At 46.4% G+C, this 24541-nt stretch carries 19 protein-coding genes; 13 read left to right on the plus strand and 6 right to left on the minus strand.

Annotated elements, in window-relative coordinates:
* Position 1: 1 nt before the first annotated feature.
* Positions 2–1402 carry a prephenate-dependent tRNA uridine(34) hydroxylase TrhP gene (trhP, locus tag OCU60_RS03670; RefSeq protein WP_074371332.1) on the minus strand — a complete coding sequence of 467 codons (1401 nt, stop codon included), beginning with the start codon at positions 1400–1402 and terminating at the stop codon, positions 2–4.
* Positions 1403–1711: 309 nt separating this feature from the next.
* Positions 1712–2623 (minus strand): recombination-associated protein RdgC, encoded by a 912-nt coding sequence (rdgC, locus tag OCU60_RS03675; protein WP_074371333.1) that lies wholly within the window; start codon positions 2621–2623, stop codon positions 1712–1714.
* Positions 2624–2932: 309 nt separating this feature from the next.
* Between rdgC and phoB the strand changes: the two genes are divergently transcribed.
* The 3 genes from phoB to OCU60_RS03690 are packed head-to-tail and all read left to right on the plus strand — an operon-like array spanning position 2933 to position 5933.
* Positions 2933–3622, plus strand: a complete 690-nt coding sequence (gene phoB, locus OCU60_RS03680; protein WP_074371334.1) for a phosphate regulon transcriptional regulator PhoB — start codon at positions 2933–2935, stop codon at positions 3620–3622.
* Between the two features lie 41 nt (positions 3623–3663).
* Positions 3664–4965: a phosphate regulon sensor histidine kinase PhoR gene (phoR, locus tag OCU60_RS03685; protein WP_074371335.1), complete on the plus strand. Its 1302-nt coding sequence runs from the start codon at positions 3664–3666 to the stop codon at positions 4963–4965.
* A complete protein-coding gene (locus OCU60_RS03690) occupies positions 4962–5933 on the plus strand; it encodes a PstS family phosphate ABC transporter substrate-binding protein (protein ID WP_074371336.1) in 972 nt (323 codons plus the stop codon). Before phoR ends, OCU60_RS03690 begins: the two co-directional genes overlap by 4 nt.
* A gap of 16 nt (positions 5934–5949) precedes the next feature.
* On the opposite strand, the gene ppx is transcribed toward OCU60_RS03690, so the two are convergent.
* Both ppx and ppk1 read right to left on the minus strand, forming a co-directional pair.
* The gene (gene ppx / locus OCU60_RS03695) at positions 5950–7452 is read right to left on the minus strand and encodes an exopolyphosphatase (RefSeq protein WP_074371337.1); all 1503 of its coding nucleotides are present in this window, start codon (positions 7450–7452) and stop codon (positions 5950–5952) included.
* Positions 7436–9541: a polyphosphate kinase 1 gene (gene ppk1, locus OCU60_RS03700; protein ID WP_074371338.1), complete on the minus strand. Its 2106-nt coding sequence runs from the start codon at positions 9539–9541 to the stop codon at positions 7436–7438. The genes ppx and ppk1 overlap by 17 nt, the downstream gene beginning before the upstream one ends.
* A 483-nt stretch (positions 9542–10024) precedes the next feature.
* On the opposite strand from ppk1, the gene OCU60_RS03705 reads away from it, so the two are divergent.
* Genes OCU60_RS03705 through phoU form a run of 4 tightly spaced genes read left to right on the plus strand, consistent with a single transcriptional unit; the run spans position 10025 to position 15446 of the window.
* Positions 10025–12214 carry an ABC transporter permease subunit gene (locus tag OCU60_RS03705; RefSeq protein ID WP_074371339.1) on the plus strand — a complete coding sequence of 730 codons (2190 nt, stop codon included), beginning with the start codon at positions 10025–10027 and terminating at the stop codon, positions 12212–12214.
* A 17-nt stretch (positions 12215–12231) separates the two neighbouring features.
* Entirely contained in the window at positions 12232–13872 is a 1641-nt protein-coding gene (gene pstA / locus OCU60_RS03710) for a phosphate ABC transporter permease PstA (RefSeq protein WP_074371340.1), read from the plus strand.
* A gap of 2 nt (positions 13873–13874) precedes the next feature.
* Entirely contained in the window at positions 13875–14693 is an 819-nt protein-coding gene (pstB, locus tag OCU60_RS03715; RefSeq protein WP_074371341.1) for a phosphate ABC transporter ATP-binding protein PstB, read from the plus strand.
* Positions 14694–14732: 39 nt separating this feature from the next.
* Entirely contained in the window at positions 14733–15446 is a 714-nt protein-coding gene (phoU, locus tag OCU60_RS03720; RefSeq protein ID WP_074371342.1) for a phosphate signaling complex protein PhoU, read from the plus strand.
* A 115-nt stretch (positions 15447–15561) separates the two neighbouring features.
* On the opposite strand, the gene OCU60_RS03725 is transcribed toward phoU, so the two are convergent.
* On the minus strand, positions 15562–16173 hold the full coding sequence (locus OCU60_RS03725; RefSeq protein WP_074371343.1) for a peroxiredoxin C: 612 nt from the start codon (positions 16171–16173) through the stop codon (positions 15562–15564).
* Between the two features lie 192 nt (positions 16174–16365).
* Here OCU60_RS03725 and OCU60_RS03730 point away from each other — a divergent pair, with 192 nt between their 5' ends.
* From OCU60_RS03730 to aceA, 3 genes are all read left to right on the plus strand, one after another.
* A complete protein-coding gene (locus tag OCU60_RS03730) occupies positions 16366–17271 on the plus strand; it encodes a hydrogen peroxide-inducible genes activator (protein ID WP_074371344.1) in 906 nt (301 codons plus the stop codon).
* A gap of 561 nt (positions 17272–17832) precedes the next feature.
* Complete coding sequence (gene aceB / locus OCU60_RS03735) at positions 17833–19473, plus strand: malate synthase A (protein ID WP_306345719.1); 1641 nt, start codon at positions 17833–17835, stop codon at positions 19471–19473.
* Between the two features lie 158 nt (positions 19474–19631).
* Entirely contained in the window at positions 19632–20942 is a 1311-nt protein-coding gene (gene aceA, locus OCU60_RS03740; protein WP_074371346.1) for an isocitrate lyase, read from the plus strand.
* Between the two features lie 160 nt (positions 20943–21102).
* On the opposite strand, the gene OCU60_RS03745 is transcribed toward aceA, so the two are convergent.
* Positions 21103–21564: a CBS domain-containing protein gene (locus OCU60_RS03745; RefSeq protein ID WP_074371347.1), complete on the minus strand. Its 462-nt coding sequence runs from the start codon at positions 21562–21564 to the stop codon at positions 21103–21105.
* Between the two features lie 225 nt (positions 21565–21789).
* Here OCU60_RS03745 and queA point away from each other — a divergent pair, with 225 nt between their 5' ends.
* From queA to yajC, 3 genes are all read left to right on the plus strand, one after another.
* Positions 21790–22851 (plus strand): tRNA preQ1(34) S-adenosylmethionine ribosyltransferase-isomerase QueA, encoded by a 1062-nt coding sequence (gene queA / locus OCU60_RS03750; RefSeq protein ID WP_074371348.1) that lies wholly within the window; start codon positions 21790–21792, stop codon positions 22849–22851.
* Between the two features lie 106 nt (positions 22852–22957).
* Entirely contained in the window at positions 22958–24091 is a 1134-nt protein-coding gene (gene tgt / locus OCU60_RS03755; protein ID WP_074371349.1) for a tRNA guanosine(34) transglycosylase Tgt, read from the plus strand.
* A gap of 110 nt (positions 24092–24201) precedes the next feature.
* A complete protein-coding gene (gene yajC / locus OCU60_RS03760) occupies positions 24202–24534 on the plus strand; it encodes a preprotein translocase subunit YajC (RefSeq protein ID WP_074371350.1) in 333 nt (110 codons plus the stop codon).
* Positions 24535–24541: the final 7 nt, after the last annotated feature.

The following is a 24541-nucleotide window of genomic DNA, read 5'->3' on the forward strand; positions in this document are numbered from 1 at the left end:
ATTACTTGCCTGTCGGGTTACGGGTATCCTGACCAACGTTCAGATTGCGCATCAGTAATGCATAATCGAGCTTGACGTCTTCAGGGACAGGAATATAGACAAAATGACCGTTTCCTTTCGCGTCATCAATTGTCTCACTCTTGCGGTTTTCCATCGCTTCTAATGTGAACACAATATTCCCTTGTGGCGTCATCAGTTCCAGACTATCGCCCAGACAGAACTTGTTTTTTACTTCAACCTCAACCAAATCACCACGACGTTTACCGGTAAATTCACCTACAAATTGCTGACTATCCGATACAGAATACCCATAGTCATAATTCTGGTAAGCGTCATGCGTATGGCGACGTAAGAAACCTTCGGTATAGCCTCGGTGTGCCAGACTTTCCAGTGTGCCTAAAAGAGTCTCATCAAAAGGCTTTCCAGCAACAGCATCGTCGATTGCTTTGCGGTACACCTGAGCGGTTCGGGCACAATAATAGAATGATTTGGTCCGGCCTTCGATTTTCAGGGAATGAACTCCCATCTTCATGAGGCGCTCGACATGCTGTACCGCACGCAGATCTTTTGAGTTCATGATATAGGTGCCGTGCTCATCTTCAAAAGCCGCCATTTTTTCATCTGGGCGATGGCTCTCAGACAATAACACCACATCATCAGTCGGTTTACCCGCACCAATGGTGTTTTCAGGGCGTTCGTTTTGCACCTCTATCGTTTGTGGCGTATTGGGATCAAATTGCTCGACGATCTGGCCAGCTTCGTCTTCTGTGCCTTTTTCGACTTTGTATTCCCAACGGCAGGCGTTGGTACATGTTCCCTGATTCGGATCGCGCTTGTTGATGTATCCGGACAACAGGCAACGACCTGAATAGGCCATACAAAGTGCACCGTGAACGAATATCTCTAGTTCGGTGTCCGGGCACTTTTCCCGGATTTCTTCAATCTCTTCGAGAGACAGTTCACGGGAGAGAATAACCCGAGTGACACCGTGCATTGACCAGAACTTAACGGTTGCCCAGTTGACGGCATTGGCTTGAACCGATAAGTGGATTGGCATGTCAGGGAAGGCATCCCGAACCATCATGATCAGGCCCGGATCAGACATGATGAGCGCATCCGGCCCCATATCGACAACGGGTTTTAAATCGCGGATAAACGTTTTCAGTTTTGAATTATGCGGCTGAATATTACAGACCACATAAAACATTTTTCCCTGAGCATGGGCTTCATCGATCCCGATTTTCAGGTTTTCATGATTAAATTCATTATTACGAACCCGGAGACTGTATCGGGGTTGCCCTGCATAGACTGCATCTGCGCCATAGGCAAACGCGTAACGCATGTTCTTGAGGCTGCCCGCCGGAGAAAGGAGTTCTGGTACGAATGTTTTTTCTGTTGTCATTGCTTCTATTCCAAATCTGATCACAAGTCAGGCCGATACCACCTGATGGTATCGGAGGGGGCGAATTTTACGTCAAAACAGATTGTGATCCTAGCTTTGTTTCGGATGGATTTAGCGATAAATTCTGGTGGCGCATTGAGATAATAAAAGTGAGATGATAAACAGTGCGATAATCCAAAGCAGTGCGACATGGTTACACTTGTTCGATTTGGGCTGTATTAGGTTTGGAAAAAGTCAAAAGTCAAAAGCCAGAAGCAGGATTTACCCACGTCTGGCTTTTCAGTCATTCAATGTGAATTCAGCTGAGCGTTACTCGGCTTCGGGTAAGCCACCTAATGCTTCAAACAGGTTCGGCAGAAAAGCACTGAGTTCACCACACATCAACGAGAAATCCGCATCGAAGCGAGCGGCACGATCTTCTCGGGGAATATCTTCGTTGTGATCTTTCAGCTCATCGCTGTATTGTACTCTTTTCAGGCTTGCATCGTCGGCCAGTACAAATGTGATTCGCTCCTGCCAGCTTAGCGCCAGTTTGGTCACCACTTTATTGGCAGTGATGTGACTCATAATTTCATCGCTGGTCAGATCCTGTTTTTTACAGCGTACGATGGCACCATCTTCCAGTAACGATTTTAGTTCTGCTTCGTCTTGCAATTGAAAACCTGCCGGTAACTGGCCGCCTTGAACCCATTCGGTGAGCGTGGTTTCGACCGCATTTTGTGGGATCGCCGGGATAACAGGCAAGCTGCCCATTGTTTTACGTAGCAGGGAAATCACTTCTTCTGCTTTTTTATAACTTCCCGCATCGACCACAATTAACCCCAGTGAAGGCAAGATGAGCAAATAGGTATATTGGCTTTTGCTAAACGCGCGTGGGAGTAGGTCAATGATGATATCTTCTTTGAGCGTATCTTTTTCTTTCTTTTTGATGGGGCGGCCTTCTTCCGCCTCAAGCGTTTCTACTTTACTCGAAAGAGAGTCTTGAATCACCGATGCCGGCAAGAGCTTTTCTTCTTTTCTGGCACATACGAGGATGCGGTCTTCAGAAATGTGGGTCAGCATATCCCCATCTTTTCCCATCACACTTGTCCAGCCGAATTTTTGCTTATCTTGACTGCCGCATGGTGTGAAGCGGAATTCATTAAGTTGTTTTTCTAGTTGATCGGCATTGAAGTGGATATCGTTGTTTACACGATAAACCATACAGTTTTTAAACCACATAAAGTCTCTCTTGTCCCATAATCAAGGGCGAATATCATAGGCTAAAAGCCGATAAATGTCTCAGCCGATTTACAATCTCTGGAGCCGGTTAACTTCCTCAATGTTGTTGCATCTCTACCGTGATCGTGTAGATCGATCCGGTAAACATCGATGGTTCAGGATGTTGCGGCAGAACACTGATCTGTGAAAGCACTTATCTGTGAATTTGCGACGAACGTTATGTGAAAATTTGTTTTCAAAGGTCACAAAAGTGTCATAATTATTTTTAATAATGCAAAGCGTTGATAGAAAAATAAAGGCTAATCGGATATGTCCAGAAGGATTCTTGTGGTTGAGGACGAAGCACCCATTCGGGAAATGCTGTGTTTTGTACTTGAACAAAAAGGTTATCAGGCGGTTGAAGCTGAAGATTATGAGACCGCAATAAACAAACTGGCAGAACCTTTCCCTGATCTTGTTTTACTTGATTGGATGCTTCCCGGAGGAAGTGGCATTAATTTTATCAAGCACATGAAACGAGAAGAGTTAACCCGAAATATCCCGGTGGTGATGTTGACGGCTCGCGGAGAAGAAGAAGATAAAGTGCGCGGGCTCGAAGTCGGTGCTGATGATTACATTACCAAACCTTTTTCTCCGAAAGAGCTAGTTGCCCGACTCAAAGCTGTGATCCGGCGCGTGACACCGACAGCGTTGGAAGATGTGATTGATGTTCAGGGGCTCAAACTTGATCCGGTGTCGCATCGGGTGACAGCCAATGATCAAGCGCTGGACATGGGGCCGACAGAGTTTAAGTTACTGCATTTCTTTATGACACATCAAGAACGGGTCTATAGCCGTGAACAGTTACTGAATAATGTCTGGGGAACGAATGTTTATGTCGAAGACCGGACTGTGGATGTGCATATTCGCCGCTTGAGAAAAGCACTGGAAGATGCCGAACACGATAAATTAGTTCAGACGGTCCGTGGTGCCGGATATCGTTTTTCAACGAAAGCATAACTGATGTTGATGGCTTGGTTGAAAAATCGTAGAGGAGTGAGATGGTCGAACGTCTAACATGGAAAAGGCTGGCTTGGGGGCTGGCTTTTTTTTACTGTCCTTGGGTACTTGTCGGTTGGATCTTTGGCTACATGCCTTGGCTGTTGTTGATCGCGACAGTCATTCAACTACTCTGGCATCTGGGCAATCAAGTCCGCCTTTCTGCCTGGCTGTGGGATGAGCGCCGTTTAGGGCCGCCATCTGGCAAAGGACAGTGGGAATATCTCTTTAACGGCATCTACCATCTTCAACAGCATCAGCGTAAAAAGCGCAAAGAGCTGGCGAACCTGATTCGTCGTTTCCGTAACGGTGCGGAATCGTTGCCCGATGGTGTGGTGGTTTTCCGTGATGAAGGCAATATCGTCTGGTGTAACCGGCTCGCTCAGAACCTGTTGGGGTTTCGCTGGCCGGAAGATGAAGGTCAGCCGATATCTAATCTTTTACGGGCACCCGATTTTATTAAATATCTCGAAAAGAATGATTTTACCGAACCATTGGAAATTCATTCACCGCTGAATGTCGAGCGAATGCTGGAATTGCGAATTGTGCCTTACACCAAAGGTGAACACTTGTTGGTGGTTCGTGATGTGACCCAGTTGAAGCAGTTGGAAGGCATGCGCAGAAACTTCTTTGCCAACGTCTCTCATGAATTACGAACGCCAATGACTGTTTTGCAGGGCTATCTGGAGATGACTGAAGATCCGGATATGCTGGGGGGACCGATGTGGGAGAAAGCCCATCTGGTCATGACCGAGCAGTTGAGTCGGATGAATAGTCTGGTCAATCAGTTACTGACTTTATCGAAGATCGAAGCGGCGCCGATGCATGAGTTGGATGAGGTGGTGGATATTCCTGCGATGCTCAAGGTACTGGAGAAAGAAGCCATGAGCCTCAGTGGTGACAATCAGCATCAATTGTATTTTGAAGTGGATCAAACCCTGAAAGTGTTGGGCGATGAAGATCAGCTCAGAAGTGCGGTCTCTAATCTTGTTTATAATGCGGTGAAATATACGCCACCCAAAGCAGAGATTCATGTGCGCTGGTATGCTAGTTATCAGGGGGCATGTCTGGAAGTTGAAGATTCAGGGGAAGGGATTGCACCACAGCACCTGCACCGTCTGACGGAACGGTTTTACCGGGTTGATAAAGCGCGTTCCCGGGATACCGGTGGTAGTGGGCTTGGGTTGGCAATCGTGAAACATGCCCTTTCTCATCATGACTCATATCTTGATATTCATAGTGAAGTCGGGGTCGGGAGTCGGTTTTCTTTTGTATTACCTAAACGTCTGGTTGTGCCGTCATGAGCCGAGTGAAGCGCTGGTTATGGGGCTTTCTGGTGTGTTGGTGGAGTGGTTGGTCATTGCAAGCCGCAACATTGCCCGAGTCGTTGCCTGAATATCAAAAACAGCTTGATGTCTCCGGCAGTCTTTTGTCGGTCGGGTCTGATACGCTGGCGGGTGTCATGTCTTTGTGGGTGGAAGCATTCCAGTCTTATTATCCCAATATTAATATTCAAATGCAGGCTTCCGGCTCTTCGACAGCCCCGCCTGCATTGATACAAGGGACGGCTCAATTGGGGCCGATGAGTCGGGTGATGCGGCACCGGGAGGTCGGGGCGTTTGAACAAACGTATGGTTATAAGCCGACGGCCTTGCGCGTGGCGATTGATGCCATTGGTATTTTCGTCCGGCAGGATAACCCGATTGAAGGGCTCAGTTTTCAGCAAATTGATGCGATGTTTTCTACGACGCTACGATGTGGGGAAACTCAGCATCTGACAAGCTGGTCTCAGTTAGGCATTAAAGCGCGTTGGGCGCTACGGGCGATCCAGTTATTTGGGCGTAACTCAGTGTCAGGGACTTACGGGTATTTTAAAAATCACGCGTTGTGTGGCGGTGATTTCAGCCCAAGAGTTAATGAACAGCCCGGCTCTGCTTCTGTGGTGCAGTCGGTCGCGTCCTCGATGAATGCCATCGGTTATTCTGGCATTGGTTATTCGGTTTCCGGGGTTCGGTTGATACCGATATCCCGTCAGGGGACCAATTATATCTTCCCTAACCGGGATAATATTTTATCCGAGGACTATCCGTTATCTCGCTATCTCTATATTTATATTAATAAAAACCCGGAGCGGTCACTCTCGCCTGCTGAGGAAGCATTCATTCGCTTTATTTTTTCCCGGGAGGGGCAGGCACTGGTTGCTAAAGATGGGTATGTCCCGGTATCGCCACAAATCGCCAGGCAAGAGCTGGCGAAAATCGGGTTAAATTGAGATGCATCGACGTTTTTTAAAAGATTAATGTCCAACCGATATTTTCCCAGTATTGCTGTTCGCTGAGCAAATCGGCATGAAGCAGTTTGTTGTTTTCTAACCATTCGGCATCATGACTGGAGAGAGTCCAGACGTTGTCCTCTGCTGTCAGATATATCTCCGGTAGTAATTCATCACTTCTTTGTCCGTTCAGAACAATCGCTAGTCTGAGAATGTGGATCAGCCGGATGATCTGTTTTTTCTTGTAGAGCGTGAAGTCCGGCATTTCGTTGAGCTTTAACGCTTTTCTCTGAAAACGGGCTAATGTAGAAAGGACTAATTGCTGCTCGCTGTTAAATCCCGGCATATTGGTATAGCGAAGAATATACTCCGAATGACGGTGGTAGCCTTGCAGACTGATGCTGAGACCGACCTCGTGTAACAGGGCACTCCATTCCAGCAAATCGACCAGCTCGTGCTGCTGAGACGAAATATTGGCGCCGTGATGGATTTGATCAAAAAACTGGCGAGCCAACCCTTTGATTTTCGCAGCATGTTCCAAGTCAACTCGATGTTTCTGGGCGAGACTTTCGGTCGTTCTTAATCGAATATCTGAGCATTTAAAGCGTTCTTCCATTTCATACAATAAACCTTCTCTGAGAGCGCCTTGTGAAAAGTGCATCTCTTTGATATTCAGGTCTTTTAAAATGGCATACAGAATCGCAACGCCTGCGGCAAATACCGGTTTTCTTTCGTCACTGAGTCCCTTGAGATCCAATTCTTCAATCTGTGTTTTTTCACAGAGTTTGTCGATCAGAGCCTCCAATCGCTCAATGGTGATGATGCCATCGTCATAGCCAATGCCGATCAACACTTCCCGGACCGCTTTGATTGTACCCGATGAGCCGAACGCACTTTGCCAGCCTTTTTTACGATACTGTCGGGCGACGGATTCCAGCTTTTGCTGGGCGGCAACGAATGCTTGCGCAAACCGCTTTTTGGAGAGCTTACCTTGTGGGAAAAAACGCTGATTATAACTGACACATCCCATCTGGAGGCTGTTGACCAGCTGCGCTTCAAATCCCTGACCAATCACCATTTCCGTACTCCCCCCGCCAATATCAATGACGAGCATTGAGTCTGATTGCGGTTGGGTATGGGCAATTCCCAGATAAATGAGCCGGCCTTCTTCCATGCCCGGAATGATCTCTATCGGGTAGGGCAGGATTGCCCGGGCACATTCAATAAACGTCTGAGCATTCGCTGCTTGTCGTAAGGTATGGGTTGCAGCGATGCGGACATTTTCAGGCGCGAACCCCTGAATACGTTCAGCAAACATCGCAAGGCAATCCAGCCCGCGGGTGATCGCTTCATCATCGAGTTTTTTATTGTCATCCAGCCCTGATGCCAGCCGGACACGCTGTTTATGGCGGCTGACCAGCTGAAGATCTTGAGCGATGACCTGTGCGACAACCATGTGGAAACTGTTTGAACCTAAATCAATTGCTGCGATATGTCGGGGTTCACTGGGTGCTTTCATGCGGCTTTACTTCTGTTGTTTTTTGCTTACGTGTTTGTTTTTCGATATTTTTCAGATAATCGTAAATTGCTATCTGAGAACGTATTTTCTTCCGGTTACCCCGGTTAACATATCGGTTACTCATCTCTTTGTCTATCCAGCGAGCTTTAACCGTATCGGTAAAGTGGATGTTGATGAGATCAATGATGCGTTTTTTCAGGCGCTTGTCACGAATTGGTGCGGCAACTTCAATTCGGTGATCAATATTTCGCGTCATCCAGTCAGCGGAAGAAATATACACCTGCGGATCTCCGTCATTGTGAGTAATGATGACGCGAGGATGCTCCAAGAAGCGGTCTACGATACTGATGATCTGAATATTGTCACTAACCCCTTCTATTCCCGGAACCAGAGAACACATGCCACGGATGACCATTTTGATCTGAACACCGGCAGAACTGGCTTCATAAAGTTTGTTATTCAACTCTCGATCAACCAGGTTATTCACTTTCAAGGTAATGGTGGCTTTTTTATTCGCTTTGGCATTGGTGATTTCATTGTCCAACAATTCATTGAGACGAGCGCGGGAGTTCCGGGGCGATACAATCAGATGACGGAATTTCACTGGCCGATATGGATTTTCAATATAGCCAAATACACTGCGTACCTCATTGGTGATTTCCGGATCTGCGGTTAACAGTGAAAAGTCGGTATAAATCCGAGCGGTTTTTTCATGGAAGTTGCCGGTTCCGATGTGTGCATAGCGGATGATTTCATCTTCCTCTTTGCGACTGATCAAGAGCAATTTTGAATGGATCTTGAGCCCCGGGGCACCAAAAATGACGTGTACACCGGCTTCAGTCAGGATTCTGGACCATTCGATATTCGCCTCTTCATCGAAGCGGGCTTGTAGTTCAACCACCACGGTCACTTGTTTACCATTCATCACGGCATGGATCAGTGAATGCATTAACTTTGAATCTTTCGCGACGCGGTAAATATTAATTTTGATGCTCAGGACTTTGGGATCAAATGAAGCTTGCCTGACCAGCTCGGAAATATGTTCGAAAGAGTGATAAGGGTAATACAGCAGAATATCTTGCTCTTTGATCGCATCAAAACTGTTGTCGAAACCGAGAAAGTCAGCACACTTGAGCGGTGGCATTGGCTTATTTTCCAAGTAGTTCCGCCCGACATTCGGAAATGAGATGAAATCTCTGAAGTTATGATACCGACCACCGGGAAGCAGGCTATCATAATTGGAAATTTTGAGCTTATCGCACAGAAAATGTAACATCTCTTTCGGCATGGTACTTTCGTAGACAAAGCGTACCGGCATGGCTGTTAAACGCTGACTGAGACCTTCCGACATTTGTTCCAGCAAACTGTGTTCCACCTCATGGCTGAGATCATATTCGGCATCCCGGGTCATCTTGATAGCGTAACCGTTGAGTTGGTCATACTCGAAAAACCCTCTGAAAATATCATCGAGACAATAGCGGATAATATTATCCAGTAGCATAATCGTTTTGCGTTGCTTACCTTTTTGCTCCGGTACCATGATAAACCGAGGCAGATGATTGGTCGGAATTTCAATCAGTGCATAGTGAGAATGTTCATCGGTGTTCAGTTCGACGGCAATGTAAGCATATTCATCTTTAAGAAATTGCAGCATATCGGCTTCTTCATTGAGTAGCCAAGGCGTAATATGCTGAATCACTTCACTTTTAAAATACTTTTTGACCCATCTCTCCTGAAATTCGTCCAGTTGGGTTTCATTGACTAAAAAGATTCTCCGGCGAGCCATCTCCTTGATGAGATCGTTATACAGTTCTTCAAATTCCAGATTGAGTTTGAGCGCCTTACTTTGCATCTTCGAGAGGAGATGTTTGTAGGTACTGTTGCCGCCATGCTCTCGGTCAATCAGGAGCCGCCGTTTTACATCGGCAAAACGGACTTTGTAAAACTCATCTAAATTATTAGAAAAAATGCCCAGAAAACGTATTCGTTCAATGAGTGGCACTGACTTATCCGCAGCTTCTTGAAGAACCCGTTCATTAAACGATAACCAGCTTAATTCTTTTTCAATATATAACTTCTCAACACTCATAAAATCAGACCTTTCATGTAACTCAGGGCGATACATTCAGCGACAGCGAATCAGTCATGGCGACTAATTCGCTGTGAAATAATAGTCAGTGAGCCAATGCTTTGTCGATGATATTCACCTCATACAAAGCAAAATATAACTATCAGTAATAACAAAGAAAGTTAGGTGTTTTGTGTTACATTTTTATTTCAAAGTATATAAGACATTTGCTGATTCGTGGAGCAGGTCGGGAATATTTATTTATCTGGCGGCGGGGGACGCACAGAGAAAAGTGCTGATGAATCAAGGATCAAATCAGGCTCATGTGTCACTTGTTATTTCAGGCGGTTAGCGCTTGCTGTAATATAAGTGTCACGTCATTGACATATGCTTATGGGTCGGAGATGTCAAAGCTCGGGGCCTCGTGAGTCTGTTGCAGGCTGGGGACGGGTGTTACTCTCTGTCTGTGTCATTGGTATATAGGTCAGATTCATTAGGACAAACATGTCATACCCTCAGTTTTCTCTCAAAGCAGCGGATAAAAAGCGTCTTGTTAAAGATCGGCTGATTCGTTTGACCGTTCGTGCTGGTGGTGTCAGTGTGCTTGGGGCTTTGATCTTAATTTTTGTGTATCTGATTTGGGTAGCATTTCCCCTGTTCTCCAGCGCTGAAATCAAAATGTCTTCCGTTCATCCTCATGTTGCAGCCGCTGATCAAATTCCGATCCAACTGGCTGTGGATGAGTATGGTCAGTATGTTTTTATGCTCGACCATATTGGTAAAATGACATTCTGGTCGACTCAAACAACAGAGCAATCTCCGGTCTGGCAGCAGCAACTGGGTTTCGAACCCAAGCAGAGTGCAGTCGTTGGGCATTGGTTTGCTGTACTCGGTGCCGATAAACAGCTGGTGATTGCTCGACCTCAATTTACCCATCGGCTTCGTGCGGGAGAGAAGATTTTCGTCCCGAATCTTGAACGATTACCATTGCCTTCATCTCTGCGTACTGTGCTTCCGGAGCAGGTTCAGCGATTAACATTTACTGTGTCTGCACAGGAAGTGACGATCGCATTGGCGGCCCAAGATGGCACGCTGACGGTTTTGTCTTTTGCTCGGCATTCGGAGCAAGTGCGTGTTTTTCGTTTTCCTGAGCAGATTGCAGCGGACGCGTTATTATTGTCACCGGATGGTCATACGTTGTATATCCGCGAAGGTGGCCATCTGGTGATTGCTCAGCGTCATGGTCATGCCTATCCAGTCAGAGAAGTCGTTGATCTGACCCGTGGTGACACACAGCGAATGATCGCCCAAATGGTTTTATTGCCGGGTGGTGACTCATTGTTAGTACGTGACCGACAGGGGGTTGTTACCCAATGGTTTGACGTCATCCGGGATCAAAAAAGACAGTTTATGCCGATCCGCGCATTCAACACCGGTAAGCAGACCCGTCTGATTGTTGCGGATATTTATCATCAGGGATTTTTCTCATTACATCGCGACGGTCAAGTGCGCAATTATCAGGCAACGAATCATAAGCTTGTTCTGAGCCAAAAGCTGTTTGATCAAGCGCCTGAGCGAGTGGCGTTGTCTGAAAATGAAAAATATCTGGTGGCTTATCATCAGGGACGGCTGAATCTGGCTCATATTGATCTCGGATATCCGGAGATATCATTTTCTGCGCTTTGGCAGAAGATATGGTATGAAAATTACCCTGAGCCGGACTATGTCTGGCAATCAACATCAGCTTCAGATAGCTTCGAACCGAAGTTTAGTTTGGTTCCCATCGCATTTGGCACCATCAAAGCTGCGTTGTATGCGATGATTTTTGCGGTGCCGATGGCTATTTTAGCAGCGATTTATACTGCTTATTTCATGTCTGCTCAGATGCGGCGTAAGGTCAAGCCGACAATCGAACTGATGGAAGCATTACCGACGGTCATTATCGGCTTTTTGGCCGGGTTGTGGCTGGCACCGATTTTAGAGCGGCATCTGGTCGCTGCGGTGGTCATGATCATTTTATTACCGATATCGACAATTGTGTTCGGCCTGATTTGGCATTTTTCACCGGAACGATGGCGCAGTACGGTGCAGCGTGGCTGGCACGCAGCGCTTTTGGTGCCGGTACTTGCTGGTGTGATGGTCCTGATGTTGCCCGTTGGCTTCAACCTTGAGACTTGGTTATTTGATGGCGATATCCGAGTGTTTCTGGCGCAATACGGTATCGACTTTAATCAGCGCAATGCGTTGGTCGTTGGTATCGCCATGGGATTTGCTGTGATTCCGACCATTTTTACCATTGCGGAAGATGCGATTTTCTCTGTGCCGAAACATCTTTCTGATGGATCGCTTGCATTGGGCGCGACGCCTTGGCAGACCCTGACTCATGTCGTATTGCTAACCGCAAGTCCGGGCATTTTTTCCGCAATCATGATGGGGCTTGGACGTGCAGTCGGTGAAACCATGATTGTATTAATGGCGACAGGCAATACACCGATTATGGACTGGAATATCTTTGAAGGAATGCGAACACTGGCTGCGACCATTGCGGTGGAGTTACCGGAAGCGGAAGTGGGGAGTAGTCAGTATCGCTTGTTGTTTTTGGGCGCATTGCTGCTGTTTGTGTTCACATTTTTAGTGAATGCGTTGGCGGAATGGATTCGATTGCGCCTGCGAGAAAAGTATCGGGCATTGTAATGTTAGGACTGGATTAAATGGTGAATTGGATAAGGTCCGGCTCCCCGTGGATATGGTTGACAGGTGGTGCGGTGAGTTTCAGTTTACTTGCCGTATTAGGGCTGTTGCTGCTGATTGGCTGGAAAGGGTTAACCTATTTCTGGCCGACACCGTTGTTATCATGGCAGACATTGTCAGGTGAACGTTTGATTGGTCAGCTTTATGACCAGGATAAAGTGCTGGCCTCTCATTTGTCCTCGCCAGAGAACGCCAAGACAGTGGAGAAAGGGGATTCGATTACTCGTTTGCATATTAAGATTGCGAACCGGGATATTTATCCGTCAGATTTTATATCGGTCCTCAAGCGTCAGCTCTCTGAACCTTCGAAGCCACAAGGATGGGCTGTGATTGATCGGGTACGGGACGGACAGTTTTTTGGCAAACCAACGGGTTATCAGCTTGCTGACGGCGTGATGACGGATAACATTGATGCTGCCTTGCAGACCGGATTGCGTGAAGCGGCGCAGCGCCATCAACGGGTTCAAACCCTGATGCATGACAAAGTGCAGGTTTGGAGCCAACAGCTTGAAAAACTCCGGCTCGAGAAACGTAAGCGGGAATTGAACCATCAGCTCAATGCTGCTTATCTGGCACAGTATGAACAGCAAAAATCGGTGCTGGAGCAAAAATTGACCACGGTTTCTCAGACCTTGGATACGTTGCGGGAGCAACTCAGAATGCAAGCGCTGGTGGTGGTCGATATGCGGGGGGATACCATTCGTATTCCGGTCAGTCAGATCTTGAATATATGGTATCCCAACGATATGTCCTTGCCGCAAAAAATGGTTCACTGGGCGCAACAGGTATGGCATTTTGTCTCGGATAATCCCAGAGAATCTAATTCGGAAGGTGGGGTTTTCCCTGCGATCTTCGGCACCATTTTGTTGGTGATTATTATGTCGGTCATCGTGATGCCGCTTGGTGTGGTTGCTGCGATTTATTTACATGAATATGCAGGTGACAATACATTAACCCACCTGATCCGTGTCGCGGTTATGAATTTGGCCGGTGTCCCTTCCATTGTCTACGGTGTTTTCGGACTCGGTTTTTTTGTTTATACCATCGGTGGAACCATCGATTCGCTCTTTTATGCCGAGCGTTTGCCGGCACCGACTTTCGGTACCCCCGGTCTGTTATGGTCAGCGTTGACGTTGGCTGTTCTCACGTTACCGGTTGTGATTGTTGCGACAGAGGAAGGATTAAGTCGAATTCCACTCTCTGTACGTCATGGTTCGTTGGCATTGGGAGCGACTCAATTTGAAACCATTTGGCGGGTGGTTTTACCGATGGCAACGCCTGCTATGATTACAGGGTTGATTCTGGCTGTAGCCAGAGCTGCCGGTGAAGTTGCACCGTTAATGTTGGTCGGGGTGGTCAAAATGGCATCACGTCTACCGGTCGATAATGAGTTTCCATTTATTCATTTAGAAAGAAAATTTATGCATCTGGGGTTTCATATTTATGATGTCGGCTTCCAGACCAGCAATATTGAAGCGGCTCGTCCGCTGGTGTTTGCGACATCATTCTTACTCGTGGCTGTGATTGTTGCGCTGAATCTGACAGCCATCAGTATCCGGAATAATTTGCGGGAGAAATACAGAACAATGGGACAGGATTAATCATGATGCCGCCGAATCATACGCTTGGGTTCCAGCCATCAATTGATGTGAATCACCTCAGTGATTCACAGACAGCGATTGAGATTGATGATCTCAGTCTGTTTTATCAGGGAACCGTCGCGCTCAGCCATATTTCAATGCGGATTCCTAAAGGGCAAGTGACGGCGTTTATCGGGCCTTCCGGCTGTGGTAAGTCAACGTTATTGCGTTGTATGAACCGGATGAATGATTTGGTTGAAGGCTGTCGTGTCGAAGGGAAAGTCACCCTGCATGGTCAGGACATTTATGCGCCATCCGTGGATGTTGCGACGCTGCGCCGGCGAGTGGGGATGGTGTTTCAGCGTCCGAATCCGTTCCCGAAGTCAATCTATGAAAATGTGATTTATGGGCTTCGTTTACAAGGCGTCCGCAATGCGCGGATATTGGATGATGCTGTTGAGCGTTCGTTACGGGCGGCTGCGCTGTGGGAAGAAGTCAAACATCGTTTACATGACAATGCATTCGGTTTGTCCGGTGGGCAGCAACAGCGTTTGGTCATTGCCCGGGCAATTGCGATTGAACCGGAGATTTTGTTACTGGATGAACCGACATCAGCGCTTGATCCGATTTCGACCCTGACGATAGAAGAGCTGATTAATGATCTGAAAACCAAATATACGGTAGCGATTGTCACGCATAACATGCAACAGGCAGCGCGAGTCAGTGATCATACAGCCTTCATCCATATGGGAAAACTGGTCGAATACGCCGATACCGATACTATTTTTACATCACCCGTGAAAAAACAGACCGAAGATTATATTACGGGACGTTACGGATAAACGTTTGTTGTTACGACGATACAATTTAAGAGAGGTATTATGCAGTTTGGTCGTCATATTTCCGGACAGTTCAACGCTGAGCTTGAAGCGATCCGGACTCATGTCCTGACAATGGGCGGGTTGGTCGAGCAGCAATTGTCTTATGCAATGCAAGCATTGCATAAGCAAGATTTGGAACTTGCTCGTCAGGTGATCCGCGGTGATCACAAAGTCAATGCAATGGAAGTTTCTATTGACGATGCCTGTACCCGGATTATTGCCAAGCGCCAACCGACCGCGAAAGATTTGCGCTTGATTATTGCCATTATCAAAACCATCACTGATTTAGAGCGAATTGGGGATGTTGCGACCAGAATGGCTCACGTTGCTATCGAGAGCCCGGCTTCGAAAGAGCGGCGGTTTCAAGTGTCTCTGGAGCCGTTGTGTCGCCAAGCCATTGCCATGTTGCATCAAGTGCTGGATGCTTTCGCTCGTATGGATGTTGAGGCCGCAGCTCAGGTTCACAAACTTGATGATCGGCTTGATTCAGAATACGAAGCAGTCATTCGCCAGTTGATGACCTACATGATGGAAGATACCAAGAATATCCCGCATATTCTGCAAGTGATGTGGTCGGCCCGGGCGATTGAACGCGTTGGTGATCGCTGCCAGAATATTTGTGAATACATTATCTATTTTGTGAAAGGGAAAGATGTCCGTCATTTAGGCGATCAATCTCTGGATGATGTGTTAAACATCGATTCTGATCCATAAAAAAAACCGAAGCAGAGCTCCGGTTTTGTATCGACTTTACTTTTCATGATTGGGGTAAGTCATTCTTTATTTATTATCCAACCACTGACCAGCGTTGAGAACTGGCAAGTCTGTCTTATTTCTTATCTAAATCTGTTGTGTGTTCAGATAGGTAAGCGGCAACACCATCAGGTGATTCTTTCATGCCTGCTTTGCCCTCTTCCCACTGTGCCGGACAAACTTCACCGTGTTTTTGGTGGAAGTTCAATGCATCAACCATACGCAACATTTCGTCAATGTTACGACCAAGTGGCAGATCATTTACGACTTGGTGACGAACAAGACCTTCTTCGTCAATCAGGAAAGAGCCACGGAAAGCAACACCCGCATCTGGATGCTCAACATCGTATGCTTTTACGATTTCATGTTTGACATCAGCGACCAGTGGATATTTCACTTCACCGATACCACCTTTATCAACTGGGGTATTACGCCATGCGTTGTGTGAGAATTGAGAGTCGATTGATACACCGATCACTTCAACGCCTTTCGCTTTAAAGTCTTCAAAGCGCTTGTCAAATGCGATTAATTCTGATGGGCAAACGAATGTAAAGTCTAGTGGATAGAAGAAAACAACAGCTTTTTTACCCTTAGTAAACTCTGCAAAGTTGAATGCATCAACAATTTCACCGTTACCTAAAACAGCAGCAGCAGTAAAATCAGGGGCTTTACGACCAACTAGTACCATTTTTTTTGCTCCTAATAATATAAAAAGTTCCAGACTGTTAAAAAACGGCCCGGTCCATGTGTGTTTCCAATCAACTATAGTCAAATCCTTGTATAGGAAAAAGAGAAATAAATAGATTAAGTTTATCGAAAAAAACGATGGACTAGGATATCCTAGCGTTTATACAGACTTAACTCATATATAAATGATTTTATGAATAAATGGCCGAGTTTAAAGCAAATTCATTACTTGGTGACCCTGTATGAAACACGCCATTTCAGCGAAGCGGCTGGACGCTGTTTTGTCAGTCAGTCTACGCTGAGTAAAGGCATTCAGACGCTGGAAGTGCTGATCGGGTGTCCTTTATATGAAAAAAAGGATAAGAAGAGCCCGCTCGTCTTTACTCATGCCGGAGAGCAGGTCGTTCATCAGGGCAGAGAGTTACTCGCCAAAGGGCAAGATCTGATTGAGATGGGGAAACTCTGTCAGGGCGATTTAATGGAAGGCCAGCTCAGAGTCGGTTGTATCCCAACGATTGCTCCGTTTTTATTGGGAGATCTGGTTCAGGAAGTCAACCTTCGCTTTCCTAAGCTTCATTTATTATTGCGAGAAGATACCACGACCAATTTGCTGCAAGGCCTGCGCCATGGTGAACTGGATGTGCTGGTCTTAGCTTTACCCGTTGATATCGGTAATATGGAAAGCCGAATTGTCGGTAAAGATCCCTTCCGAATGATTATCAGTAAAAGTCAGGCTGATCGTATTCCGGTTCCGATTCGTTATGATGACTTGCCTGATGAATCGGTGTTTCTGTTAGAGAATGAACATTGTTTGACAGAGCATGCTGTGTCGGCCTGTCAGTTAACGGAAAAAGAAAAAATTAATCCCTTCATGGCAACCAGTTTGCACACGCTCGTGCAAATGGTGGCGAATGGGTTGGGCACGACGTTCATTCCGCAAATGGCAATTCAGCACGGCTTGTTGGATAACCAGAACCTGGTGGTTGTTGAGCCGCCCGGTCAAAGTGCATTTCGTCTGATTGGTTTAGTCTGGCGGCCGAGCTCTTCTCGCACTCAGGTTTTTCATCAGTTATCTGAGGTGGTGTCAGAACTCCTTTAGCAATTGGTCGTAACTAGATATTTATACTGTATAAAGTTATTTATACAGTTATTTATCTTGATTGGTTGCGATTTTTTGTCAAATTTTACAGCACCTATCGATTGAAGCTTTCATAAAATCAAAAATATTCACAATGTCAATTTTACACAAACATGCGAGACGGTTGTGGCTGACATGTCGAATGAATTTGAATCAAATCAATTACTCACCAAGCGCGACTGAAAATATAGCGTTTTGTCTCCGGATTTCATGCGTCATTATTGTAGTAATTTAATTACGAAATTAAATTACTTTTGGTCTTTATTTCTCTCACAGTATGAAACTTCGAATTTTGTTTTTTGCTGTTCAACCATCTTTCCATTTATCTATTTATTTCCTAGAGTTTACCTAGCTGATTAAGACTTATGTCTAGTCTGGGAAAGGTTGAAAAATGGATTATTCTGGAACATGGTAGATGATATCAACATTAAAATATCTCATTTGAATGCTATTTAAATGTTGTTTTAAATTTACAAATGAAAATTTATATATGATGGATGATGATGAAAGAAGAGGGAAGCAATGATGGAACAACCACTCGCTGATGAACAAAGGCTCTCTTGTGAGCAGCAAAAAGTGCTTGAACGACTCAATATTCACGGCAGCGTGGCTGAAGCGCAGTCTTATATTATTTCATCGGCGGCCCAGCTCTTTTTGGCTGAACTTTGTGCTCGTTTTGCGCCTCACGTCAAAACCTTATTGCAGCGTCGTATCGACCGGCAGGAAAGCATTGATCAGGGGACATTGCCTCACTTCTTGCCGGAAACTCAGTCGATTCGGGACGGACAGTGGAAAATTCTAGGTATTCCACAAGATTTGCAGGACCGGCGGGTTGAAATTACCGGGCCGACCGACCGAAAGATGGTGATTAATGCGATGAATGCGAATGTAAAAGTGTTTATGGCTGATTTTGAAGACTCAATGTCTCCTGTCTGGTCAAAGATGCTGGAAGGACAAATTAACCTTCAGGATGCCGTCAATGGCACCATTCGTTATGTACAACCGGAAACCGGCAAGTCTTATCAGTTATGTGATGACCCTGCGGTGCTGATATGCCGGGTGCGGGGTCTGCATCTATGTGAAAAACATGTCACTTTTGAACAACAGCCTATCCCCGGTGCATTATTCGATTTTGCACTCTATTTTTTCAACAATTATCAGGCGTTACTGAAAAACGGGAGTGGCCCTTATTTCTATATTCCTAAACTGCAAAGCCATCAGGAAGCGAAATGGTGGAGCGATGTCTTCCATTTCACCGAAGCGTATTTCGGACTCAATACCGGTACGATCAAAGCAACCGTGTTGATTGAAACCCTGCCGGCAGTGTTTGAAATGGATGAAATCCTGTTTGCTATGAAAGAGCATATTGTCGGCCTGAATTGTGGCCGCTGGGACTATATTTTCAGCTACATCAAAACGTTGAAAAACTATCCGGATCGCGTACTGCCTGATCGTCAGGTCGTGACGATGGATAAGCCTTTCCTTAGTGCTTATTCCCGTCTGCTGATTCGGACGTGTCACCGACGCGGTGCTTTCGCGATGGGGGGAATGGCTGCTTTCATTCCTGCCAAAGATGCAGCTCAGAACCTTCAGGTTCAGGAAAAAATTCGTCAGGACAAGTTGTTGGAAGGCACCAATGGTCATGATGGGACTTGGGTGGCTCACCCCGGTCTCGCTGATACCGCCATGGCCGTTTTTAACGAGGTGCTTGGCAGTCACCCCAATCAATTAAACGTCATGCGCGAGCATGATGCCCCGATCACCGCGGAAGAATTACTCCAGCCTTGTGCAGGGGAGCGAACCGAACAGGGAATGCGACATAACATTCGGGTCGCATTGCAATACATCGAGGCTTGGATTTCCGGGAATGGTTGTGTACCGATTTATGGCCTGATGGAAGATGCGGCAACGGCAGAGATCTCCCGAACGTCTATCTGGCAATGGATTCAGCATCATAAGACATTGGATAACGGGGAGGTTGTGACGAAAGCTTTGTTCGAGCGTTATCTCGCTCAAGAGCTTGAAGTCGTGCACAAAGAAATCGGCGCCGAACGGTTTGAGCAAGGGCGTTTCAGTGAAGCCGCTCAACTGATGAAACGTCTGACGACCAGTGATGAGTTAACGGCATTTTTAACGGTGCCGGGATATGACTACCTGGCGTAAGCCGATAAAACGGGTGTAAGCCGATAAAAATAAATGAACAAAACGTGAAACAAGCTTTTCGATGTCAATTGATCAACGCGGGTTTGATCAACATGGGTTGATAGAGAAAAGGAACAAGGATTACCGATATGATTCGGGATAACATGAAGGATAAGACTATGACTCTGACTCGTCGTCAACAAATTGAAGCACTAGAAAAAGACTGGGCAACCAATCCACGCTGGCAACATGTGAAACGGACTTATTCAGCCGAGGAAGTCGTCGCACTACGGGGATCGGTCATGCCGCAATACACCCTGTCACAGCATGGTGCTGATAAACTTTGGTCTTTGGTCAATGGTCAGGCGAAAAAAGGCTACGTGAACTGTCTGGGAGCACTGACCGGCGGACAGGCCGTTCAACAAGCCAAAGCCGGCATTGAGGCGATTTATTTGTCGGGGTGGCAAGTGGCTGCGGATAATAATACCGCTTCAGCCATGTATCCGGATCAATCCCTCTATCCGGTGGACTCTGTGCCGGCGGTAGTCAAAAGAATCAACAGTGCATTCCGGCGTGCCGATCAAATCCAGTGGTCGAATAACATGACCCCTGAAGATGAGGGCGGTATCGATTATTTTCTGCCGATTGTTGCCGACGCAGAGGCCGGTTTTGGTGGGATTCTTAACGCTTATGAGCTGATGAAACATATGATTGAAGCCGGAGCGGCTGGGGTTCATTTTGAAGATCAACTGGCATCGGTGAAAAAATGTGGTCACATGGGCGGTAAAGTGTTGGTGCCGACTCAAGAAGCCGTCCAAAAATTAATTGCAGCCCGCCTTGCTGCCGATGTGGCTGGCACGACGACACTGGTCATTGCGCGAACTGATGCAAACGCAGCCGATTTGTTGACCTCCGATTGCGATCCTTATGATCAGGATTTTATTATCGGAGAGCGGACGGCTGAAGGGTTTTATCGAGTGAAAGCGGGGATTGAACAGGCTATTTCTCGTGGTCTCGCCTATGCGCCCTATGCTGATTTAGTCTGGTGCGAAACCGCCAAACCTGATCTAGAAGAAGCGCGGCGTTTTGCGCAGGCGATTCATGAGCAGTATCCGGATCAGCTACTGGCATACAACTGTTCCCCTTCCTTTAACTGGGAGAAAAATCTCGATGCGGAAACGATTCGTCACTTCCAACAGTCTCTCGCGGATATGGGATACCGCTATCAATTCATCACCTTAGCGGGGATTCATAACATGTGGTACAACATGTTCGATTTAGCCCATGCTTACGCACAGGGAGAAGGGATGCGTCATTACGTTGAAAAAGTTCAGCGGCCTGAGTTTGAAGCCGCAGAACAAGGATACACCTTCGTTGCACACCAGCAAGAAGTCGGAACCGGTTATTTTGACCGGGTGACCAATACGATTCAGGGCGGTTACTCTTCGGTGACAGCATTGACGGGGTCAACGGAAGAAGATCAGTTCTGAATATCGCGAACGAAGCTTTTTACCACTAACCTTGCCATTTTACTTTGCAATTCATCGCGTCTGATTGCAAAGAGAGCAGCTTAGGCTGCTCTTTTTTTGTGATCACTTTTTGTGATAACGCATCAAATTTGATGGCCGTTACTTATACTAAAGGGATATGCTAAAGGGAATCTCTATTTTCGCCTTCGAGCTCATCGGGTTCGGCTTCTTCTTGTAGTTCGAGTAGGTTAATCGCAATCGCAACAAAGTCGTTGTCGGTGATGATCCCAACCAAACGATCATTTTCGATCACGGGGAGACAACCGACCTTATGTTTTTGCATAAACAAGGCACTTTCTTTCAGCCCTGCATCGGGTGAAACCGTGATCATCTGTGTATGCATGATTTCAGACAGCGGGTGAGAGAGTAAGATTGTCGAAGGAGAAATATCCCGATTCAGGCAGGAATGCTGAGCTTGTAAGATGTCTCTCTGTGAAACGATACCCAGAATTTTCTGATGTTGATCGACCACCGGAATATGGTGAATTTCATACTTCTCCATAAATGCCCGGGCCTCTTCTATGGTATGTGTCGGGGTCAGGGTATGGGGATGGCGAGTCATCATGTCTTCAATCTTGATCATAGTGAACTCCTTACTGAAGCGGCAATCATCTGTTGTAGTGAATACAAGAAGGTGAATACCCTGACTATAGTAATTTCTGCAAGGCAGAGATGAGAGATCGAAACCGATTTCTGGTTTTTGTTAAAAAATTATTCCGGATTTAGCCTGAATCAATGGAATACGCTGCCGTCCTCGCTGATTTCCGTATATACTACCGCGCTGCGAATGACTAGACAGAAAAGAGTTATGCAAGTTTCCGATTTTCATTTTGACTTACCTGATGAGCTGATAGCCCGATACCCAAAAGCTGAACGGACATCGAGTCGTCTGTTGCAGCTCAACGGCGAGACGGGGGCCGTTGTTGACGGAACCTTCACCGATGTTTTGAATCTGGTGCGGCCGGGAGATTTACTGGTGTTCAATAACACGCGAGTCATCCCGGCACGAATGTTTGGTCGAAAGGCTTCGGGTGGCAAGATTGAAGTGTTGGTTGAGCGAATGCTGGATGAGCACAGCATTCTGGCTCACGTCCGTTCTTCAAAAGCACCACGTGCCGGCAGTGCATTATTGCTGGGCGAAAATGACGACTATCCAGCGACCATGGTTGCGCGTCATGATGCCTTGTTCGAGATTCGTCTGGAGACTGAAGTGACAGTGCTGGACGTTTTGAACGCCATCGGGCACATGCCTTTACCACCTTATATTGACCGGCCTGATGAAGACGCAGATAAAGATCGTTATCAAACCGTCTATAACGAAAAACCGGGTGCAGTTGCCGCACCAACGGCAGGGTTACATTTTGATACTGATTTGCTTGAACAAATTGCGGCAAAAGGTGTCGAAATGGCTTATGTTACGCTCCATGTCGGTGCCGGTACATTTCAGCCTGTCCGGGTTGAACATATTCATGATCACCACATGCACGCTGAATACGTGGAAGTGCCTCCCGCTGTTGTGGATGCAATTACCGCGACTCGTCAACGGGGTGGTCGAGTTATTGCGGTCGGAACCACGTCGGTTCGTTCGTTAGAAAGTGCTGCACAGCAGGCGTTGCAAAACGGCACAGCGTTGGCACCTTTCTTCGGGGATACCGAGATTTTCATTTATCCGGGATATGAATATCAGGTTATTGATTGTCTGATTACCAATTTTCACCTGCCGGAATCAACGTTGATCATGCTGGTGAGTGCTTTTGCCGGTTATGACAATGTGATGGCAGCGTATCGTCATGCTGTTGAACAAAAATATCGCTTTTTCAGTTATGGTGACGCGATGTTCATTGAAAAGCGTCAGCATGAAAGCACATAAACATAGCGTATACAAACGCTAGTCAATGATGTTTGTGAAGCACGAACATCCAAGAGAAAATTTCTCGTAGACCGTCAGATTGTTTCTCTGGCACTTTGGAGGCATTGTGAAGTTAAAATTTGAACTGAAAAAGAAACAAGGAAATGCCCGGCGCGGGCAGATTACTTTTGAACGAGGAACCGTACAGACCCCTGCATTTATGCCGGTCGGTACCTACGGCACCGTCAAAGGCATGACCCCTGAAGAGGTCAAAGAGACGGGGGCTGAAATCTTATTAGGTAACACATTCCACCTTTGGCTGCGTCCGGGGCAGGAAGTGATGAAAATGCACGGTGATTTGCATGATTTCATGAACTGGCAAGGCCCGATTCTGACTGACTCCGGTGGTTTTCAGGTCTTTAGTTTGGGTGATATTCGTAAAATCACCGAAGAAGGCGTACATTTCCGTAATCCGGTGAATGGTGAAAAAATCTTTATGGATGCGGAAAAGTCGATGGAAATTCAGAACGATCTTGGTTCTGACATCGTGATGATTTTCGACGAGTGTACACCGTATCCGGCCACACACGCAGAAGCAAAACAGTCGATGGAAATGTCATTGCGCTGGGCGAAGCGTTCGCGAGATCATTTCGACCAACTGGAAAATCCGAACTCACTGTTTGGTATTGTGCAGGGCGGCGTGTATGAAGATTTACGCGATGTTTCTGCTGCAGGCTTGACAGCGCTCGATTTTGACGGGTATGCCGTCGGTGGTTTGGCTGTCGGTGAGCCGAAAGAGGATATGCACCGCATTCTGGAGCATACGTGTCCACAATTACCTGAAGATAAACCTCGTTATCTGATGGGCGTCGGAAAACCGGAAGATCTGGTCGAAGGGGTTCGGCGTGGTATCGATATGTTTGATTGTGTGATGCCGACTCGTAATGCCAGAAATGGTCATTTGTTTGTGACTGGTGGTGTGATAAAAATTCGTAATGCGAAGCACAAAACGGATACAACACCGTTAGATCCGCATTGTGATTGCTATACATGTAAACATTATTCTAAGTCTTATTTGCATCATCTGGATCGTTGTAATGAGATTTTGGGAGCTCGTTTGAACACTATCCATAATCTTCGCTATTATCAGAGACTCATGGAAAGTATTCGTCAGGCGATTGAAGCGGATCGGTTTGATGCGTTTGTTGAGGAATTTTATGCTCGTAGAGAGCGTGCTGTTCCGCCACTTGCAAAAGCCTGAACGGATTGCGCCAGCGAGAGATAATCATCAAGTGGTTGAAATTCCAATGGCGCAACCCAACAATAAGACTAATATGATTTAACAACAATAACCCAAGAGGACGTTTCTCAATGAGTTTAATTTCTGTTGCCCACGCGGCGGGCGAAGGCGCACCACAAGGTGGTGGTTTTGAAATGCTGATCATGCTGGCTGTGTTTGCTGTCATCTTCTATTTCATGATTTATCGACCACAAGCCAAACGTAGCAAAGAACATAAAAATCTGATGTCTTCGATGGCAAAAGGTGATGAAGTATTAACCAGTGGTGGTTTGATTGGCAAAATCATCAAAATTGCTGATGACCATGATTTCATTACGATCGAATTGAACCCGAATAATCCTGTTGTGATTAAAAAGGATTTCGTTACTGCAGTGTTGCCAAAAGGTACGCTTAAATCTCTATAACAGCTAG

It is taken from the genome of Vibrio spartinae, from assembly GCF_024347135.1.
Lineage (GTDB): Bacteria > Pseudomonadota > Gammaproteobacteria > Enterobacterales > Vibrionaceae > Vibrio > Vibrio spartinae.

Coding starts and splice junctions, on each gene's coding strand:
- ppx (WP_074371337.1), bottom strand. CDS start 7,452: ATGAAAGCACCCAGTGAACCCCGACATATCGCAGCAATTGATTTAGGT.
- trhP (WP_074371332.1), bottom strand. CDS start 1,402: ATGACAACAGAAAAAACATTCGTACCAGAACTCCTTTCTCCGGCGGGC.
- phoR (WP_074371335.1), top strand. CDS start 3,664: ATGGTCGAACGTCTAACATGGAAAAGGCTGGCTTGGGGGCTGGCTTTT.
- OCU60_RS03690 (WP_074371336.1), top strand. CDS start 4,962: ATGAGCCGAGTGAAGCGCTGGTTATGGGGCTTTCTGGTGTGTTGGTGG.
- OCU60_RS03745 (WP_074371347.1), bottom strand. CDS start 21,564: ATGATCAAGATTGAAGACATGATGACTCGCCATCCCCATACCCTGACC.
- phoU (WP_074371342.1), top strand. CDS start 14,733: ATGCAGTTTGGTCGTCATATTTCCGGACAGTTCAACGCTGAGCTTGAA.
- queA (WP_074371348.1), top strand. CDS start 21,790: ATGCAAGTTTCCGATTTTCATTTTGACTTACCTGATGAGCTGATAGCC.
- OCU60_RS03705 (WP_074371339.1), top strand. CDS start 10,025: ATGTCATACCCTCAGTTTTCTCTCAAAGCAGCGGATAAAAAGCGTCTT.
- OCU60_RS03730 (WP_074371344.1), top strand. CDS start 16,366: ATGAATAAATGGCCGAGTTTAAAGCAAATTCATTACTTGGTGACCCTG.
- aceB (WP_306345719.1), top strand. CDS start 17,833: ATGATGGAACAACCACTCGCTGATGAACAAAGGCTCTCTTGTGAGCAG.
- rdgC (WP_074371333.1), bottom strand. CDS start 2,623: ATGTGGTTTAAAAACTGTATGGTTTATCGTGTAAACAACGATATCCAC.
- ppk1 (WP_074371338.1), bottom strand. CDS start 9,541: ATGAGTGTTGAGAAGTTATATATTGAAAAAGAATTAAGCTGGTTATCG.
- pstB (WP_074371341.1), top strand. CDS start 13,875: ATGATGCCGCCGAATCATACGCTTGGGTTCCAGCCATCAATTGATGTG.
- phoB (WP_074371334.1), top strand. CDS start 2,933: ATGTCCAGAAGGATTCTTGTGGTTGAGGACGAAGCACCCATTCGGGAA.
- OCU60_RS03725 (WP_074371343.1), bottom strand. CDS start 16,173: ATGGTACTAGTTGGTCGTAAAGCCCCTGATTTTACTGCTGCTGCTGTT.
- aceA (WP_074371346.1), top strand. CDS start 19,632: ATGACTCTGACTCGTCGTCAACAAATTGAAGCACTAGAAAAAGACTGG.
- pstA (WP_074371340.1), top strand. CDS start 12,232: ATGGTGAATTGGATAAGGTCCGGCTCCCCGTGGATATGGTTGACAGGT.
- yajC (WP_074371350.1), top strand. CDS start 24,202: ATGAGTTTAATTTCTGTTGCCCACGCGGCGGGCGAAGGCGCACCACAA.